The organism is Streptomyces liliifuscus, assembly GCF_016598615.1.
GTDB lineage: Bacteria > Actinomycetota > Actinomycetes > Streptomycetales > Streptomycetaceae > Streptomyces > Streptomyces liliifuscus.
In genome coordinates, this window is sequence record NZ_CP066831.1 from 8127584 (window position 1) to 8145643 (window position 18060).

Genomic DNA, 18060 nt, shown 5'->3' on the forward strand with positions numbered 1-18060 from the left:
TGTGAGACATGGCCGACCCCTCCAGCTACCGCCCCAAGCCGGGACAGATCCCCGACTCGCCGGGGGTCTACAAATTCCGCGACGAGCACCGCCGGGTGATCTACGTCGGGAAGGCGAAGAGCCTGCGCCAGCGCCTGGCGAGTTACTTCCAGGACCTCGCCGGCCTCCACCCGCGCACGCGCACGATGGTCACCACGGCCGCGTCGGTGGAGTGGACGGTGGTGTCCACGGAGGTCGAGGCGCTGCAGCTGGAGTACTCCTGGATCAAGGAGTTCGACCCCCGGTTCAACGTCAAGTACCGCGACGACAAGAGCTATCCGTATCTCGCGGTCACCATGAACGAACAGTTTCCGCGCGTGCAGGTGATGCGCGGCCAGAAGAAGAAGGGCGTGCGCTACTTCGGTCCCTACGGACACGCGTGGGCGATCCGCGACACCGTGGACCTCCTCCTGCGCGTCTTCCCCGTACGGACGTGCTCCGCGGGCGTGTTCAAGAACGCCGCGCGCACCGGCCGCCCCTGTCTGCTCGGCTACATCGGCAAGTGCTCCGCCCCCTGTGTCGAGCGGGTCTCCCCCGAGGAGCACCGCGAACTCGCCGAGGAGTTCTGCGACTTCATGGCCGGCCGCACGGGGACGTACATCCGCCGCCTGGAGCGACGGATGACGGACGCGGCGGAGGAGATGGAGTACGAGCGGGCCGCCCGCCTGCGCGACGACATCGAGGCCCTCAAGAAGGCCATGGAGAAGAGCGCCGTCGTGCTCGCCGACGCGACGGACGCCGACCTGATCGCGCTCGCCGAGGACGAGCTGGAAGCGGCCGTGCAGATCTTCCACGTACGCGGCGGCCGGGTCCGCGGCCAGCGCGGCTGGGTCACCGACAAGGTCGAGGCCGTCACCACGGGTGACCTGGTCGAGCACGCGCTGCAGCAGCTCTACGGAGAGGAGACCGGCGACTCCGTACCGAAGGAGGTGCTCGTCCCGGCGCTGCCCGAACCGGTGGAGCCCGTCCAGGAGTGGCTCGCCGAGCGCCGCGGGTCGAACGTGTCGCTGCGGATCCCGCAGCGCGGCGACAAGAAGGCCCTCATGGAGACGGTCCAGCGCAACGCGCACCAGGCGCTGGGCCTGCACAAGACCAAGCGGGCCTCCGACCTCACCACCCGCTCCCGGGCCCTGGAGGAGATCGCCGAGGCCCTCGACCTGGACAGCGCGCCGCTGCGGATCGAGTGCTACGACATCTCGCACCTCCAGGGCGACGACGTCGTGGCGTCGATGGTCGTCTTCGAGGACGGGCTGCAGCGCAAGGGCGAGTACCGCCGCTTCCAGATCAAGGGCTTCGAGGGCCAGGACGACGTCCGGTCCATGCACGAGGTGATCACCCGCCGCTTCAGGCGGTACCTCGCCGAGAAGGAGAAGACCGGCGAGTGGGCCGACGGCGAGAACGGGCTCACCGAGGAGGACGGGCGGCCCAAGCGGTTCGCGTACCCCCCGCAGCTGGTCGTCGTCGACGGCGGACAGCCGCAGGTCGCCGCAGCCCAGCGCGCGCTGGACGAGCTCGGTATCGACGACATCGCCGTGTGCGGCCTGGCCAAGCGCCTCGAAGAGGTCTGGGTGCCCGGCGAGGACGACCCGGTGGTGCTGCCACGTACCAGTGAAGGGCTCTATCTTCTTCAGCGTGTGCGCGACGAGGCGCACCGCTTCGCGATCACCTACCAGCGCACCAAGCGGGCCCGGCGGTTCAGGGCGAGCCCGCTGGACGACGTGCCGGGCCTCGGTGAGACGCGCAAACAGGCGTTGATCAAGCATTTCGGCTCGGTGAAGAAGCTGCGGTCCGCGACAATCGACCAGATCTGCGAGGTTCCCGGCATAGGCCGCAAGACGGCCGAGGCGATCGCCGTGGCCCTCGCCCAGGCGGTCCCGGCGGCACCCGCCGTGAACACCGCGACTGGAGAGATCATGGAAGACGAGGAATTCGCGACAGAGGAGTACGCGACAGACGCGGAATCCGAGACGACGGCGGGTTCCGCGGGGGAGCCCGTGTCCGCGGGCTCCTCGGACGAACGACGGGGGCAGGAGAGATGACCGAGCACGAGCAGGAAGAACCCTCGGCAGGGCGCACGGCGGAAACCGAACCGTCCGCGGCCGGAACCGGGGAACCGCACACGGCTGAAACAGAGGCATCGCACAGCGAGGCACGCGAGGATCGAACGCAACGAGAGGCGGCCGGCGAGGCAACCGGCCAGGAAGCCGACGAAGCGGCACAGAAAGACGGAGCGGAAGTGAACACGGGCACGATCATCGAGACGGCCGGCGTCCCCGAGGCGGCCATTCCGGAGCTGGTGATCATCTCCGGGATGTCGGGCGCGGGCCGGTCCACCGCCGCCAAGTGTCTGGAGGACCTCGGCTGGTTCGTCGTCGACAACCTGCCGCCCGCGCTGATCCCCACCATGGTGGAGCTCGGCGCCCGCTCGCAGGGGAACGTGGCACGGATCGCGGTCGTCGTCGACGTCCGCGGGCGGCGATTCTTCGACAACCTGCGCGAGTCCCTCGCGGACCTGGAGACCAAGCACGTCACCCGGCGGATCGTCTTCCTGGAGTCCTCGGACGACGCCCTGGTGCGCCGCTTCGAGGGAGTGCGCCGACCGCACCCCCTCCAGGGCGACGGCCGCATCGTCGACGGCATCGCCGCCGAGCGCGAGCTGCTGCGCGAGCTGCGCGGCGACGCCGACCTGGTGATCGACACCTCCAGCCTGAACGTGCACGAGCTGCGCGCCAAGATGGACGCCCAGTTCGCGGGCGAGGAGGAGCCCGAGCTGCGGGCCACCGTCATGTCCTTCGGCTTCAAGTACGGCCTGCCGGTCGACGCCGACCTGGTCGTGGACATGCGGTTCCTGCCCAACCCGCACTGGGTCCCGGAGCTGCGCCAGTACACCGGCCTGAACGAGGAGGTGGCCGCGTACGTCTTCAACCAGCCCGGCGCCAAGGAGTTCCTCGACCGGTACGCCGAGCTGCTCCGGCTCATCCAGACCGGCTACCGCCGCGAGGGCAAGCGCTATGTGACCATCGCGGTCGGCTGCACCGGCGGCAAGCACCGCTCCGTCGCCATGTCGGAGAAGCTCGCCGCCCGTCTGGTGTCCGAGGGAGTGGAGACGGTCGTCGTCCACCGGGACATGGGCCGCGAATGACAGGACGTAGTCCGCGGCTGAGCAGACTGCGGCGGATGGCCCCCGAGGCACGCGGGGGCAAGCCCGTCGAGGGCCGTGGCGCCAAGCCGCGCCGCCGCGGCGCCCAGCCCAAGGTCGTCGCGCTCGGCGGCGGCATGGGCCTGTCCGCCTCGCTCGCCGCGCTGCGCCGCATCACCGGCGACCTCACCGCGGTCGTGACGGTCGCCGACGACGGCGGATCCAGCGGCCGGCTGCGCGACGAGCTGGGCGTGCTCCCGCCCGGCGACCTGCGCAAGGCCCTGGCCGCGCTGTGCGGCGACGACGACTGGGGCCAGACCTGGGCGCGCGTCATCCAGCACCGCTTCCAGTCCAAGGGCGAGCTGCACGAGCACGCGGTCGGCAATCTGCTGATCGTCGCCCTCTGGGAGCAGCTCGGTGACCATGTCCAGGCCCTCGACCTGGTCGGCAGGCTGCTGGGCGCGCACGGGAGGGTGCTGCCCATGTCCGCCGTGCCCCTGGAGCTCCAGGCGCTCGTCAAGGGCCACGACCCGGAGCGGCCCGAGGACATCGACACCGTCCGCGGACAGGCGACCGTGGCGCTCACGCCCGGCGAGGTGCAGTCCGTGCACGTCGTGCCGCACGACCCGCCCGCCGTCCCCGAGGCCGTCGCGGCGGTCCTCGACGCGGACTGGGTGGTCCTCGGCCCCGGCTCCTGGTTTTCCTCGGTGATCCCGCACCTGCTCGTGCCCGAGCTGCTCGACGCGCTCACCGAGACGAAGGCCCGCCGGGTCCTCTCCCTGAATCTCGCTCCGCAGCCCGGAGAAACCGATGGCTTCTCCCCGCAGCGTCATTTGGAGGTTTTGGGACGACACGCCCCTAAACTCGCCCTGGACGTGGTGCTGGCCGACGAGGCCGCCGTGCCCGACCGCGATTTACTGACCGATGCCGCCAAGCGGTTCGGCGCCGCGGTCGAGCTGGCGCCCGTGGCCCGGACCGATGGGTCTCCGAGGCACGATCCGGAGCTGTTGGCCGCCGCGTACGACCGTATTTTTCGGATGCATGGAAGGATCGGCCCATGGCGATGACGGCAGCGGTGAAGGACGAGATCTCCCGGCTTCCCGTCACCCGGACCTGCTGCAGAAAGGCGGAGGTCTCCGCCATCCTGCGGTTCGCGGGCGGCCTTCACCTGGTGAGCGGCCGCATCGTGATCGAGGCGGAGCTGGACACGGCGATGGCGGCGCGCCGGCTGAAGCGGGACATCCTGGAGATCTTCGGCCACAGCTCCGAGCTGATCGTGATGGCTCCGGGCGGTCTGCGCCGCGGCTCCCGTTACGTCGTACGGGTGGTCGCGGGCGGTGACCAGCTGGCCCGCCAGACGGGGCTCGTGGACGGCCGTGGCCGCCCGATCCGGGGTCTGCCGCCGCAGGTGGTCTCGGGGGCCACCTGCGACGCCGAGGCCGCCTGGCGCGGGGCCTTCCTGGCGCACGGCTCGCTCACCGAGCCCGGCCGCTCGTCCTCCCTGGAGGTGACCTGCCCGGGCCCGGAGGCCGCGCTCGCGCTGGTCGGCGCCGCCCGCCGCCTGTCGATCGCCGCGAAGGCCCGCGAGGTACGGGGCGTGGACCGGGTCGTCGTCCGGGACGGGGACGCCATCGGCGCCCTCCTGACCCGCCTCGGCGCCCACGAGTCCGTGCTGGCCTGGGAGGAGCGGCGGATGCGCCGCGAGGTCCGCGCCACCGCCAACCGGCTCGCCAACTTCGACGATGCCAACCTGCGCCGCTCGGCCCGCGCGGCCGTCGCCGCCGGGGCCCGCGTCGGGCGCGCCCTGGAGATCCTCGGCGAGGAGGTCCCGGAGCACCTCGCGGCCGCCGGGCGGCTGCGCATGGAGCACAAGCAGGCCTCCCTGGAGGAGCTGGGCGCGCTCGCCGACCCGCCGCTGACCAAGGACGCCGTCGCGGGCCGGATCCGCCGGCTGCTCGCCATGGCCGACAAGCGGGCCCAGGACCTCGGCATCCCGGGGACGGAGTCCACGCTCACCGAGGAGATGGCCGACAACCTCGCGGGCTGAATCAGGGAGACCGTCGCGGGCCGAGCCACGGAAATCGCCGCGGCCCCGGCGCGCCGCAGCTCCCCGGGCCGGTCCGCGGACCCGTCGGTGGCGCTCCACCGACACCGTGGCTGTCGGCCCGAGATCCTCAACACGCCGGTGCGTGCGCCCATTTGGGGTAACCGCACCGGCGTTTTGCTGTCCTCGACGCGCTCTTGACTTGACCATGAAGTGTCATGAGCCTGGCATCTGTTCGCTGCTGTGGCGGACAACTGCAAGGGGGGCTCATGAGACGAAGAGCGAGATCGATCCTCGCTGCCGGCGCGCTCCTGCTCGGCGGAGTGGCCATCGCACCCATGGCACAGGCAGAACCCGGCGCCGCGAAGGCCCCGGGCGCGGACGAGGTCAAGGTCTTCCGCGCGGACGTCACGAAGGAACAGGTACCCCTGCTCCTCGCGGCCGGCCAGGACAGTCACGAACTGGGCGAACAGGTCCCGGACAAGGGCACGGCCACGGTCGAGGTCTACCTCACCGACAAGCAGGCCGACCAGCTGGAGAACAAGGGCGTCGACCTCGCCGAGCACAAGCTCTCGGCCAAGGCACGCGCGCGCGTGGCCGCCGCGGGGGACGGGGTCTACCGGCCCTACAGCGGCAAGGGCAACCTCCAGGAGGAGATCCTCAGGACCGGGCAGCAGAACCCGTCCCTGACGAAGGTCGTCTCCATCGGCAAGACCCTCCAGGGGCAGGACATCCTGGCCCTCAAGCTCACCAAGGGCGCCAAGAAGACCAAGGACGGCGCCAAGCCCTCCATGCTGTACATGTCCAACCAGCACGCCCGTGAGTGGATCACGCCCGAGATGACCCGGCGTCTGATGCACTACTACCTGGACAACTACGGCAAGGACCAGCGGGTCACCAAGCTCGTGAACTCCACCGAGCTGTGGTTCGTCCTGTCCGCCAACCCGGACGGCTACGACTGGACGTTCAAGGCCGAGGGCGACCGTCAGTGGCGCAAGAACATGCGCGACGTCAACGGCGACGGCGCCTGGACCACCGGTGACGGCGTCGACCTCAACCGCAACTTCTCCTACAAGTGGGGCTACGACGACGAGGGTTCGTCGCCGTTCCCGACCAGCCAGACCTATCGCGGCGCGAGCCCCGGCTCCGAGCCCGAGACCAAGGCACTGGACGCCTTCGAGAGGCGGATCGGCTTCGACTACGGCATCAACTACCACTCCGCCGCAGAGCTGATCCTCTACGGAGTCGGCTGGCAGGTGGCGACGCCGAGCCCGGACGACGTGCTCTACAAGTCGCTCGCCGGAACCCCCGAGAACCCGGCGATCCCCGGCTACCGCCCGCAGGTCTCCTCCGAGCTCTACACGACCAACGGCGAGGCCGACGGCCACGCGTCCAACGTCAACGGCACGGCGATGTTCACCCCCGAGATGTCGACCTGCCAGACCGCGTCGAACGTCGACCCCAACGACGCCTGGAACGCGGTGGACTGCGAGTCGATCTTCACCTTCCCGGACGACGAGAAGCTGATCCAGCAGGAGTTCGCCAAGAACGTCCCGTTCGCGCTCTCCGTCGCCGAGGCCGCGGCCAGGCCCGACCAGCCGAAGTCCTCCGTCGGCATCGACGCCCCCGACTTCACCCCGGCCCCCTTCACCACGTCGTACTCCCGCGGCGCCGACCAGGAGATCACGGTCGTCGCCCGAAAGTCCGTACGCGACAAGGAGCTCAGGTACCGCGTCAACGGCGGTCGTACGGAGGACATGGCGCTCAAGGCCTGGAAGGGCGGCGAGACCTTCGGAGGCGAGGACAACCTCTACTTCGACGAGTACCGCGCCTTCGTGGCGGACGGCGACCCCGGCGACAAGGTCGAGGTCTGGTTCACCGGCGAGACGAGGAGCGGGAAGCCCACCTCCAGTGAGCGCTTCACCTACACCGTGGCCGAGCGGCCGCGCGCCGACACGCTGGTGGTCGCCGAGGAGGGTGCCGCCGCCGCGACGCAGGCACAGACCTACGTCGACGCCCTGAAGGCCAACGGCCGCAAGCCCCTCGTCTGGGACGTCGCCACCCAGGGCGTGCCGGACGCGCTCGGCGTCCTCGGCCACTTCAAGAGCGTCGTCCACTACACCGGCGCCGACCGCCCCGGATACGCCACCCAGCTGCAACTGCGCGCCTATCTCAACGAGGGCGGCAAGCTGATCGAGGCGGGCGAACAGGCGGGCGGCAACGTCGCACTGCCGGGCGCCCTGACGAACGACTTCAGCCAGTACTACCTCGGCGCCTACTCCCGTACGACGACACCGGGCGTCACGTCCTTCACCGGCTCGGGCAAGCTCGCCGGAGCCACGGGAGCGCTCGGCGGCGCACCCGGCAACCCGCTGAACGCGGCGGGCGCGTACAGCGTCACCTCGGACACGCTGCCCGTCGGGACGTTCCCGCAGTTCGCGAGCGCGGGAGCCGGGGCGTACCCGGGGACCGTCAACCCCTACGGTCCCTTCGCGGGCGCCTCCATGGCGGCGGTCACGCACTCCGACTACGCCTGGAACCGTCTCACCCGCACCATCGACCTCACCGGGGTCACCGCGGCCGACGCGCCCACCCTGCGCACGCAGCTCCTGTGGGACACCGAGGCCGGCTACGACCACGCGGCGCTCGAAGCGCACACGGCCGGGGCCGACGACTGGACCACGCTCCCCGAGAAGGGCGGCGCCACCAGCACCGCGGTTCCCGCGGAGTGCGAGGCCGGGTACTTCATCCAGGCGCACCCCGCCCTCAAGCGCTATCTGACCCCGGGCTCCGCCGGCTGCACCCCGACCGGCACGAGCGGTGCCTGGAACAGCTTCACCGGGGCCTCCGACGGCTGGCAGGAAGTCGACTTCGATCTCTCCGCGTACGCCGGAAAGACGGTGGAGGTGTCGCTGAGCTACATCACCGACCCGGGATCGGGCGGCCACGGTGTCCTCGCCGACAACGCCTCCGTCGTCCTCGGCGGCACGGCCGGCCAGACCGACGGATTCGAGACCTCGCTCGGCGCCTGGAGCGTTCCCGGACCGCCCGCGGGCAGCCCCGCGGTCGTGAAGGACTGGGGTCTGTCCGGCGAACTCTTCAAGACGTACGGAGCGGTCACCACGCGTGACACCGTGCTCCTCGGCTTCGGCCTGGAGCACGTCACCGCGGCCGCCGACCGAACGGCCCTGCTGGGCAAGGCCCTGGCGGCTCTGCGCAGCTGACAAGGGCGAACAAGGGCGTCAAGCCCGGGCGGTCCGTACCCCTACTGGTGGGTACGGGCCGCCCTGCCGTGTATGGGGCACTCGATGTCACTCCGGGAGCGTCAGGGAGGTAGGGTCGTAGGCGGTCGGGGACATCCCATACAAACTCGCCGGCGTCCAAAGCCGGCGTTCCTAACGAGGAGATCGGTTCGTGACGATCCGCGTAGGCATCAACGGCTTTGGCCGCATCGGTCGTAACTACTTCCGCGCGCTGCTGGAGCAGGGTGCAGACATCGAGATCGTGGCTGTCAACGACCTGGGTGACACCGCGACCACCGCTCACCTGCTGAAGTACGACACCATCCTGGGCCGACTCAAGGCCGAGGTGTCGCACACCGCCGACACGATCACCGTCGACGGCAAGACGATCAAGGTTCTTTCCGAGCGCAACCCCGCCGACATCCCGTGGGGCGAGCTGGGCGTCGACATCGTCATCGAGTCGACCGGCATCTTCACCAAGAAGGCCGACGCCGAGAAGCACATCGCCGGTGGCGCCAAGAAGGTCCTCATCTCGGCCCCGGCCAAGGACGAGGACATCACCATCGTGATGGGCGTCAACCAGGACAAGTACGACCCGGCGAACCACCACGTCATCTCGAACGCCTCCTGCACCACCAACTGTGTGGCGCCGATGGCCAAGGTTCTCGACGAGAACTTCGGCATCGTCAAGGGCCTGATGACGACGGTCCACGCGTACACGAACGACCAGCGCATCCTGGACTTCCCGCACTCGGACCTGCGCCGCGCCCGCGCCGCCGCCGAGAACATCATCCCGACCACCACGGGTGCCGCGAAGGCCACCGCCCTGGTCCTCCCGCAGCTCAAGGGCAAGCTGGACGGCATCGCGATGCGCGTCCCGGTCCCGACCGGCTCGGCGACCGACCTGGTCGTGACGCTGCAGCGCGAGGTCACCAAGGACGAGGTCAACGCCGCGTTCAAGAAGGCCTCCGACGACGGCGACCTCAAGGGCTTCCTGACCTACACCGAGGACCAGATCGTCTCCTCGGACATCGTCGGTGACCCGGCCTCCTGCACCTTCGACTCCTCCCTGACCATGGTCCAGGAGGGCAACACGGTGAAGATCCTCGGCTGGTACGACAACGAGTGGGGCTACTCCAACCGCCTCGTGGACCTCACGGTCTTCGTCGGCGGCCAGCTCTAAGTCCCGGAGCAAGGCCTCTCGATGTGAGCACAGGGCTCGGGCAGCGCACCGCCGCGCTGCCCGAGCCCTGTGCCGCGTGCTGATCGATCAGCCCTCTCGGACCACTTGAGCCCTCTTTAGGAGCCCCCTCATGAAGACGATCGACGAACTTCTCGCCGAAGGCGTGGACGGCAAGCGGGTCTTCGTCCGCGCCGACCTGAACGTGCCGCTGGCCGACGGCCTCATCACCGACGACGGCCGCATCCGCGCCGTCCTGCCGACCGTCAAGGCCCTCGCCGAGGCGGGTGCCAAGGTGGTCGTCGCCTCGCACCTGGGCCGCCCCAAGGGCGCCCCGGACCCCGCCTTCTCGCTGCTCGCCGCCGCCGAGCGCCTCGGTGAGCTGCTGGGCGCGCCCGTGGCGTTCGCCCAGGACACGGTCGGCCCCGCCGCGCACGACGCCGTGAACGGGCTGCAGCCCGGCCAGGTCGCGGTCATCGAGAACCTCCGCTTCAACGCCGGCGAGACGTCCAAGGACGACACCGAGCGCGGCGAGTTCGCCGACCGGCTCGCCGCCCTGGCCGATGTCTACGTGGGCGACGGATTCGGTGCCGTGCACCGCAAGCACGCCTCGGTCTTCGACCTCCCGGCGCGGCTGCCGCACTACGCGGGCTACCTGATCGCCACCGAGGTCGGTGTCCTGAAGAAGCTCACCGAGGACGTCAAGCGCCCCTACGTGGTCGCGCTCGGCGGCGCCAAGGTGTCCGACAAGCTCGCCGTGATCGACCAGCTGCTCGGCAAGGCCGACCGGCTGCTCATCGGCGGCGGCATGGCGTACACCTTCCTCAAGGCCAAGGGCCACGAGATCGGCAAGTCCCTCCTCCAGGAGGACCAGATCCCGGCGGTCCAGGAGTACATCGAGCGGGCCGAGAAGAACGGCGTCGAGCTGGTCCTCCCCGTGGACGTCCTGGTCGCCTCCGAGTTCCCGGACCTGAAGACCAAGGCTCCGGCCAACCCCACCACCGTCGCCGCGGACGCCGTCCCGGCCGACCAGATGGGCCTGGACATCGGTCCGGAGTCCCGCAAGCTGTACGCATCGAAGCTCACCGACGCCGCCACGGTCTTCTGGAACGGTCCGATGGGCGTCTTCGAGCACCCCGACTACGCCGAGGGCACCAAGGCGGTCGCCCAGGCCCTTCTCGACTCCCCGGCCTTCACGGTCGTCGGCGGTGGCGACTCCGCCGCGGCCGTCCGCATCCTGGGCTTCGACGAGACGGCATTCGGCCACATTTCGACCGGCGGCGGCGCCTCCCTCGAATACCTCGAGGGCAAGACGCTCCCCGGCCTCGCCGCACTGGAGGACTGACCCCGTATGACCACTCGTACGCCGCTGATGGCGGGCAACTGGAAGATGAACCTCAACCACCTCGAGGCCATCGCCCATGTCCAGAAGCTCGCCTTCGCCCTGGCCGACAAGGACTACGAGGCCTGTGAGGTGGCGGTTCTGCCGCCCTTCACCGACCTGCGCTCGGTGCAGACCCTGGTCGACGGGGACAAGCTCAAGATCAAGTACGGCGCCCAGGACCTGTCGGCGCACGACTCCGGTGCCTACACCGGCGAGATCTCCGGCTCGATGCTGGCCAAGCTCAAGTGCACCTACGTGGCGATCGGCCACTCCGAGCGCCGCCAGTACCACAACGAGACCGACGAGGTCGTGAACACCAAGGTCAAGGCCGCCTACAAGCACGGCCTCACCCCGATCCTGTGCGTCGGCGAGGAGCTGGACGTCCGCGAGGCGGGCAACCACGTCGCCCACACGCTCGCGCAGGTCGAGGGCGGTCTCAAGGACCTCCCGGCCGAGCAGGCCGAGACGATCGTGATCGCGTACGAGCCCGTCTGGGCCATCGGCACCGGCAAGGTCTGCGGCTCCGACGACGCCCAGGAGGTCTGCGCGGCGATCCGCGGCAAGCTCGCCGAGCTGTACACGCAGGAACTGGCCGACGCCGTCCGTATTCAGTACGGCGGCTCCGTGAAGGCCGGCAACGTCGCCGAGATCATGGCGAAGCCCGACATCGACGGTGCCCTGGTCGGCGGCGCGTCCCTGGACTCCGAGGAGTTCGTCAAGATCGTCCGCTTCCGCGACCAGTGAGCCGCGTTCCGTGGCGATCCGACGACCTGTGAGTAGGCCGTAGCGGCGTTACGTCGTACCCTTGCGGGGGCCGGGCGGCTTCGTACCCGAAGCACCGGCCCCCGTCGTCCGTTCCAAGTCCGAGGAAGTTGGTCCAGCCGTGGTTATGGGGTTCTCGATCGCCCTGATCGTCTTCAGCCTGTTGCTGATGATGCTGGTGCTGATGCACAAGGGGAAGGGCGGCGGCCTGTCCGACATGTTCGGTGGCGGCATGCAGTCCTCCGTCGGCGGCTCCTCGGTCGCCGAGCGCAACCTCGACCGCATCACCGTGGTGGTCGGTTTGCTGTGGTTCGCGTCCATTGTGGTGCTGGGTCTTCTGATGAAGGTCAACAACTGATCACCGCCCGACACCGCTGCACCAGCACAAACGCACATTACGCAAGCACATTCCGCACGTAAGGCCCCATGTACGGTACGCGCCCGCAAGCGCGGCCTATCATGGGGCTTGCGTCTTGCGGCGGGGTGTAACTCCATCTACTAGACGCGCGTTGGGCCTTACGTAGACTGAGGCGCTCGCAGCGAAGCGAAACGCCGACTCGCTTTGCGGCACCATTACGCAGGGAGTTACGACCGTGGCAAGTGGCAACGCGATCCGAGGAAGCCGGGTCGGGGCGGGGCCGATGGGCGAGGCCGAGCGTGGCGAGTCCGCGCCGCGGCTGCGCATCTCCTTCTGGTGCTCGAACGGGCACGAGACGCAGCCCAGCTTCGCCAGCGACGCGCAGGTCCCCGATACGTGGGACTGTCCGCGCTGCGGCTTCCCCGCAGGACAGGACCGGGACAACCCGCCGGACCCGCCGCGCACCGAACCGTACAAGACGCACCTCGCGTACGTACGGGAACGGCGCAGCGACGCGGACGGCGAGGCCATTCTCGCCGAGGCGCTCGCCAAACTGCGGGGCGAGATCTAGGAGTCGAGGTCCGGCCGGACACCCACGGGTGTCCGGCCGGACACGTTTGGGACGCGCACCGGGACTGTGCCCGTGCCTTCCTCCCCTGCCGCGCTGATACGCGTGCTCCAGCCGGACGTATCTGTTGTTGAGCCGGACGACGGCGGGACGACAGCTCACGTCCCGCCCTGATCAATTAGGTTGGGACCGGCAGCGGGGCAAGGTACGCAGCACAGGCAGGAAAGAGGCGGAAGTCCCACATGAACGCAGACAGCCGTACCAGGCTCGACCAGACACCCGAGTGGACCGCTCTGGCCGGGCACCGGGAGGAACTCGGCGAGGCGCAGCTCCGTGAGCTGTTCGCCCGGAACCCCGGACGCGGTACCGGATACACGCTTCAGGTCGGCGATCTGCACGTCGACTACTCCAAGCACCTCGTCACCGACGAGACGCTGCGGCTGCTGCGCGCGCTGGCCGCCGCCACGGACGTGTTCGGACTGCGGGACGCCATGTTCCGCGGCGAGAAGATCAACACGACCGAGGGCCGCGCGGTCCTGCACACCGCGCTGCGCGCCCCGCGCGACGCGGTGGTCGAGGTCGACGGCGAGAACGTCGTACCGGCCGTGCACGCCGTCCTCGACAAGATGGCCGGCTTCGCCGAGCGCGTCCGTTCGGGCGAGTGGACCGGGCACACCGGCCGCCGCATCAAGAACGTCGTGAACATCGGCATCGGCGGCTCCGACCTCGGCCCGGCGATGGCCTACGAGGTGCTGCGGTCCTTCACCGACCGCGACCTGACGGTCCGCTTCGTGTCGAACGTGGACGGGGCCGACCTCCACGAGGCCGTACGGGACCTGGACCCGGCCGAGACGCTGTTCGTCATCGCCTCGAAGACCTTCACCACCATCGAGACCATCACCAACGCGACCTCCGCCCGGAACTGGCTCCTCACCGAGCTGAAGGCCGGTCAGGAAGCCGTCGCCAAGCACTTCGTGGCGCTGTCGACGAACGCCGAGAAGGTCTCGGACTTCGGTATCGACACGGCCAACATGTTCGAGTTCTGGGACTGGGTCGGCGGCCGTTACTCGTTCGACTCGGCGATCGGTCTGTCGCTGATGATCGCGATCGGGCCGGACCGCTTCCGGGAGATGCTCGACGGCTTCCACCTCGTCGACGAGCACTTCAGGACCGCGCCCGCCGAGTCCAACGTGCCGCTGCTCCTCGGCCTGTTGGGCGTCTGGTACGGCAACTTCCACGACGCCCAGTCGCACGTGGTGCTGCCGTACTCGCACTACCTGTCCAAGTTCACGGCGTACCTCCAGCAGCTCGACATGGAGTCCAACGGCAAGTCCGTGGACCGCGACGGGCGTCCCGTGGAGTGGGAGACGGGCCCCGTCGTATGGGGCACGCCGGGCACCAACGGACAGCACGCGTACTACCAGCTCATCCACCAGGGCACGAAGCTGATCCCGGCGGACTTCATCGGCTTCGCCGAGCCGGTCGCCGATCTGCTGCCGGGGCTTGTCGCCCAGCACGACCTGCTGATGGCCAACTTCTTCGCGCAGACGCAGGCGCTGGCCTTCGGCAAGACGCCGGACGAGGTGCGGGCGGAGGGCGTGCCCGAGGAACTGGTGCCGCACAAGACGTTCAAGGGCAACCACCCGACGACCACCATCCTCGCCCGCGAGCTCACCCCGTCGGTGCTCGGCCAGCTCATCGCCCTCTATGAGCACAAGGTGTTCGTGCAGGGCGCGATCTGGAACATCGACTCCTTCGACCAGTGGGGCGTCGAGCTCGGCAAGGTCCTCGCCAAGCGTGTGGAGCCCGCGCTGACGGAGGGTGCGGACGTGCCGGGCCTCGACGAGTCCACCACCGCGCTCGTGGCCAAGTACCGGGAACTGCGGGGCCGGAAGTAGTCGTGGAGTAGTCGTGTGGGTCGAGAGGCGGACGGCGGTTCAGGCGTCCGCCTCCCGTAGAATTCCCGGCGATCATGGCGTCGAGGGCTCGGGGGAGCTGAACATGGCTGGTTCGCGCGGAAGATGGCTCAGCCGCAACCTGTCGGTGGCGTCGATTCTGCAGCCCAAGGCCGTGGCCCAGGCGGTGTTCCACCCGGCGTGGATCCCACCGGCGGTCGATCCGTCGGTCGAGCGCCTCAAGCGTGTACGTGTCATTGCCGGAGCTGTGGCGGCGTTCGGCGTGTACACGTTCGTGGAGGGCAGGTTCGACTTCAACGAGGTACTCGAGAACATCGTGGTGGCGGCCCTCGTGCTGCTGTTCATCACCCCGCTGACCGTGGGCGTGATGCTCTTCGTCTGGCGGCGCACCGGCAGGATCCGCGAGTTGCGGGGATCCCTGTTCAACTCGCTCAAGCTGCTGCTCCTCTTCATCGTCATGGTCGTCGGGACGGTGCTGCTGTGGCTGTTGTCGATCCAGCTCGGCACCATCTGGACTGTGGTGCTCGGCCTGCCGGCGATGTGGATCACCGGCATGCTGATGTACGGGGCCGTGCAGCTGTCCGGGAACTTCTTCGGTTCCGCCGTCGTGCACCGCGCCCTGCCGGCGCTGCTCGCCACCGTGACGACGTGGCTGATGGCCCTTCCGGACCTGGTCACCGGTGATCTGCACGGGCTCAGCTTCAAGCTGGGGATCGTCTTCATCCTGGGCGCCCCGCTGACGGTCACGGGCATCGCCGCCCTGGAGCTGCACCGGCTCCGACGCCACCACGGCATCCGGCTGTCCGCGCATCCGGCGACGCTCCCGCCGCCGCGGCCGTACGCCCCGAACAACGGGTTCGTGCCGCCCCAGGGGAACATGTACCCGCCGCCCGGTCAGCCGTACGCGCCTCCCGGTCAGCCGTACATGCCACCGGGGCAGCCGTACGGACCGCCTCCGGGCCAGCCGTACCCGCCGGGCAACGGCGTTCCGCACCCGCCGTACGTCCAGGGCAACCCGTACGGACCGCCCCAGCCGCCGCAGTCGCCGTACCGGTCCTGACCGACCTGATCCAACCGATCTGATCCAACCGACCTGATCTGACCGATCTGATCTGACCCGGCGGCTCAGGCCACCGCGCTCAGGGTGTCCGCGAGCCGGCGGCGGGCCGACCGGGCCGCGGGCAGGGCGGCCAGCGCGGCGGCGCCGAGCACTGCGGCCGTGCAGAGGAGCAGCAGGAGTCCGGGGGAGGGCGCCTGGGCGATCCCGGCGCCGATACCGCTCGATCTGCCCTGTGCGTCGATCAGCCAGTGGGCGAGCGGCACCCCCAGTGCCGCGGCGACGAGGACCGCGGCCAGCGCCGTGCACCCCGTGGCCGTCACCGTGATCGCGGTGATCTGCCGCGGGGTCAGCCCGATGGCCTTCAGCGCCAGCAGATCCCGCTCGCCCTCGCGCACCGTGCCGCCGATCGCCGTGAGCAGCTCGATGAGACCGATCAGCGCCAGCACGGCGATCAGCCCCACGACGACCCCGCGCAGCGGCGACAGCCCGTCGGCCGGGTTCGGCACGGCGTGCACGCTGATGTCTCCGTGCGCGGCCTCGGTCAGCTCGGCGGCCACCCGCTGCGGGTCCGCGCCCGGGCTCAGCTGGAGCTGGTAGAGGGCAGGTCCGAGCCCCGGGTGGTTCTCCCGGAGGGTGTCGAGCGAGGTGGAGATGACCCGGCCGCCGTTCTCCGGCTCGATGCTGCGCCCGACGATGTGCAGGATCTGCGGCTCCGCGCCCACCGTGATCCGCACCCAGGCCCCCACGCGCACGTCCAGCAGGTCGAGCAGACCCTGACCGGCCACGGCCTCGTCGGGGCCGCGCGCGGCGCGTCCCTCCGCCAGCGAGAACGGGTACGGATCCTTCTGCGTGCCGAGCCCGCGCAGGGCGATCGTGCCCGTCTGGCCGGGGACCAGGGCGGCCACCTCGACGCCCGGGTGGACGGCGTCGACCTGCGGGTTCCGGGCGAGCAGGGCGCGTACGTCCGGATCGGTCAGGGTCTCGTCGGCCCGCACGGTGAGCGCGGCCGCGAGACCGAGCTGGTCGGGCCTGCTGTGGAAGCGGTCGATGGTGCTCCAGGCGCTCATGGCCACCACGATCAGCAGCAGCGGCAGCGCGAGGCGGGCGAGCGTGGCCAGCGAGCGGGGCCGGCGTGAGAACGCCTTGTGCCAGCCCAGGACCAGCGCGGACGGCAGCCGCAGCCCGAGCGCCCCGCGCGCCAGGCCCGAGAGCCGGCCGCCGAGCGGTGCCCCGGCCCGCAGCCCCGGCACCGGAGGCACCTGCCCGGCCCGCCAGGCCGCGAGCCCGGTCGTCGCGGCGATGAACAGCACCGCGGCCACGGGCACGGCGAGCAGCGCCGCCGTGTGCCCCGGCAGCCCCTGCCACACACCGACCGCGTCCCCGAGACGCCCAGGGACCCGGCTGCCCAGGGCCTGGATGACGACGGTGGCGAGCACGGCGCCGAGGAACGCGAACGCCACATGCTGGAGCAGGAAGATCCGCACCACCTGGCCCGGGGTGAAGCCGATCGCCTTCAGGACCGAGATGTCCCGCAGATGGCCACGGATCCGGGTGCCGATCGCCCCGTGCACGGCGAGCGCGGCGGCGACCAGGGCGCCGAGACCGAACAGGCCGAGGACCTGGCCGAGCAGCCGGTTGCCGCCCTGGGCCTCCGACCGCGCCTGCTGCCAGTGCGAGACGTCGGTGACCGCTCCCGGACCGAGCAGGGTGACGGCACGCTGGACGGCGTAATTCGTGTCACCGGGATCGGTCAGCCGCAGGCCGGTCACCTGGCCGCCGCGCCCGTCCGTCTGGCGTACGGCGGAGGGCAGGGCCCACACGAGGCCCGACCGCTCCCCGGGGCTGTAGCGGGGTTCGGCGCTGTCGGCGACGCCGAGGACGGTCAGGGTCCGTGCGGTGCCGGGGACGGTGAGTGTGTCCCCGGGCTCGGCCCACAGCGCCCGGGCGAGGCTGCTCTCCAGCACCACACCGTCCGGCGCGGCGGGGTCGAGCCAGCGACCGGAGGCGAGCAGCGGACGGCCGGTCGCGGGCCGGCCGACGATGCCGCGCAGCTCGACGGAGGCCCGGGTGCCGCGCGACTCGACGGTGGCCGCCGCGGTGGGGTAGGGGCCCGCGACGGACGTGACGTCGTCCACCTCGGCGAGTTCGCGCGCGTCGGCCGACGGGCCGGTGTGGATCCACACGTGCGCGCCCTGAGACTGGGTGAAGACACGCTGCCAGGGGTTGGTCGCGTACCCGAAGAGTGCCGTGGCCAGGAGCAGCGAGGCGACGATCCCGGCGGTGGCGAGCACGATGAACAGCGCCTCGCCGCGATGCGTGCGCAGATCGGCGTGCGCCCAGCGCAGGGTGGCCCGCACGGCGGCTCAGC

The 18060-nt window shown here is 70.2% G+C and carries 13 protein-coding genes; 12 read left to right on the forward strand and 1 reads right to left on the reverse strand.

Annotated features, from left to right (window positions below; translation table 11 throughout):
• The first annotated feature begins 8 nt into the window (after positions 1 to 8).
• From uvrC to JEQ17_RS35070, 12 genes are all read left to right on the forward strand, one after another.
• Positions 9 to 2078: an excinuclease ABC subunit UvrC gene (gene uvrC / locus JEQ17_RS35015; RefSeq protein WP_200398991.1), complete on the forward strand. Its 2070-nt coding sequence runs from the start codon at positions 9 to 11 to the stop codon at positions 2076 to 2078.
• Positions 2075 to 3181 carry an RNase adapter RapZ gene (gene rapZ, locus JEQ17_RS35020; protein ID WP_200398992.1) on the forward strand — a complete coding sequence of 369 codons (1107 nt, stop codon included), beginning with the start codon at positions 2075 to 2077 and terminating at the stop codon, positions 3179 to 3181. Before uvrC ends, rapZ begins: the two co-directional genes overlap by 4 nt.
• Positions 3178 to 4245, forward strand: a complete 1068-nt coding sequence (locus JEQ17_RS35025) for a gluconeogenesis factor YvcK family protein (protein WP_200398993.1) — start codon at positions 3178 to 3180, stop codon at positions 4243 to 4245. The genes rapZ and JEQ17_RS35025 overlap by 4 nt, the downstream gene beginning before the upstream one ends.
• A complete protein-coding gene (gene whiA, locus JEQ17_RS35030; RefSeq protein WP_055615083.1) occupies positions 4236 to 5225 on the forward strand; it encodes a DNA-binding protein WhiA in 990 nt (329 codons plus the stop codon). The genes JEQ17_RS35025 and whiA overlap by 10 nt, the downstream gene beginning before the upstream one ends.
• 266 nt (positions 5226 to 5491) lie before the next feature.
• On the forward strand, positions 5492 to 8446 hold the full coding sequence (locus JEQ17_RS35035; RefSeq protein WP_200398994.1) for a M14 family metallopeptidase: 2955 nt from the start codon (positions 5492 to 5494) through the stop codon (positions 8444 to 8446).
• 190 nt (positions 8447 to 8636) lie between these two features.
• Positions 8637 to 9647, forward strand: a complete 1011-nt coding sequence (gap, locus tag JEQ17_RS35040; protein ID WP_200398995.1) for a type I glyceraldehyde-3-phosphate dehydrogenase — start codon at positions 8637 to 8639, stop codon at positions 9645 to 9647.
• 130 nt (positions 9648 to 9777) lie between these two features.
• Positions 9778 to 10989, forward strand: a complete 1212-nt coding sequence (locus JEQ17_RS35045; RefSeq protein ID WP_200398996.1) for a phosphoglycerate kinase — start codon at positions 9778 to 9780, stop codon at positions 10987 to 10989.
• Between the two features lie 6 nt (positions 10990 to 10995).
• The gene (gene tpiA, locus JEQ17_RS35050; RefSeq protein WP_200398997.1) at positions 10996 to 11772 is read left to right on the forward strand and encodes a triose-phosphate isomerase; all 777 of its coding nucleotides are present in this window, start codon (positions 10996 to 10998) and stop codon (positions 11770 to 11772) included.
• A 145-nt stretch (positions 11773 to 11917) separates the two neighbouring features.
• Positions 11918 to 12148, forward strand: a complete 231-nt coding sequence (secG, locus tag JEQ17_RS35055) for a preprotein translocase subunit SecG (protein ID WP_055615078.1) — start codon at positions 11918 to 11920, stop codon at positions 12146 to 12148.
• A 235-nt stretch (positions 12149 to 12383) separates the two neighbouring features.
• Positions 12384 to 12719: an RNA polymerase-binding protein RbpA gene (locus JEQ17_RS35060; protein ID WP_003957010.1), complete on the forward strand. Its 336-nt coding sequence runs from the start codon at positions 12384 to 12386 to the stop codon at positions 12717 to 12719.
• 239 nt (positions 12720 to 12958) lie between these two features.
• Complete coding sequence (pgi, locus tag JEQ17_RS35065; RefSeq protein ID WP_200398998.1) at positions 12959 to 14614, forward strand: glucose-6-phosphate isomerase; 1656 nt, start codon at positions 12959 to 12961, stop codon at positions 14612 to 14614.
• A gap of 103 nt (positions 14615 to 14717) precedes the next feature.
• Positions 14718 to 15692, forward strand: a complete 975-nt coding sequence (locus JEQ17_RS35070) for a hypothetical protein (protein ID WP_200398999.1) — start codon at positions 14718 to 14720, stop codon at positions 15690 to 15692.
• A 65-nt stretch (positions 15693 to 15757) separates the two neighbouring features.
• Here JEQ17_RS35070 and JEQ17_RS35075 read toward each other — a convergent pair whose 3' ends face one another.
• Positions 15758 to 18049: an ABC transporter permease gene (locus tag JEQ17_RS35075; protein ID WP_200399000.1), complete on the reverse strand. Its 2292-nt coding sequence runs from the start codon at positions 18047 to 18049 to the stop codon at positions 15758 to 15760.
• Positions 18050 to 18060: the final 11 nt, after the last annotated feature.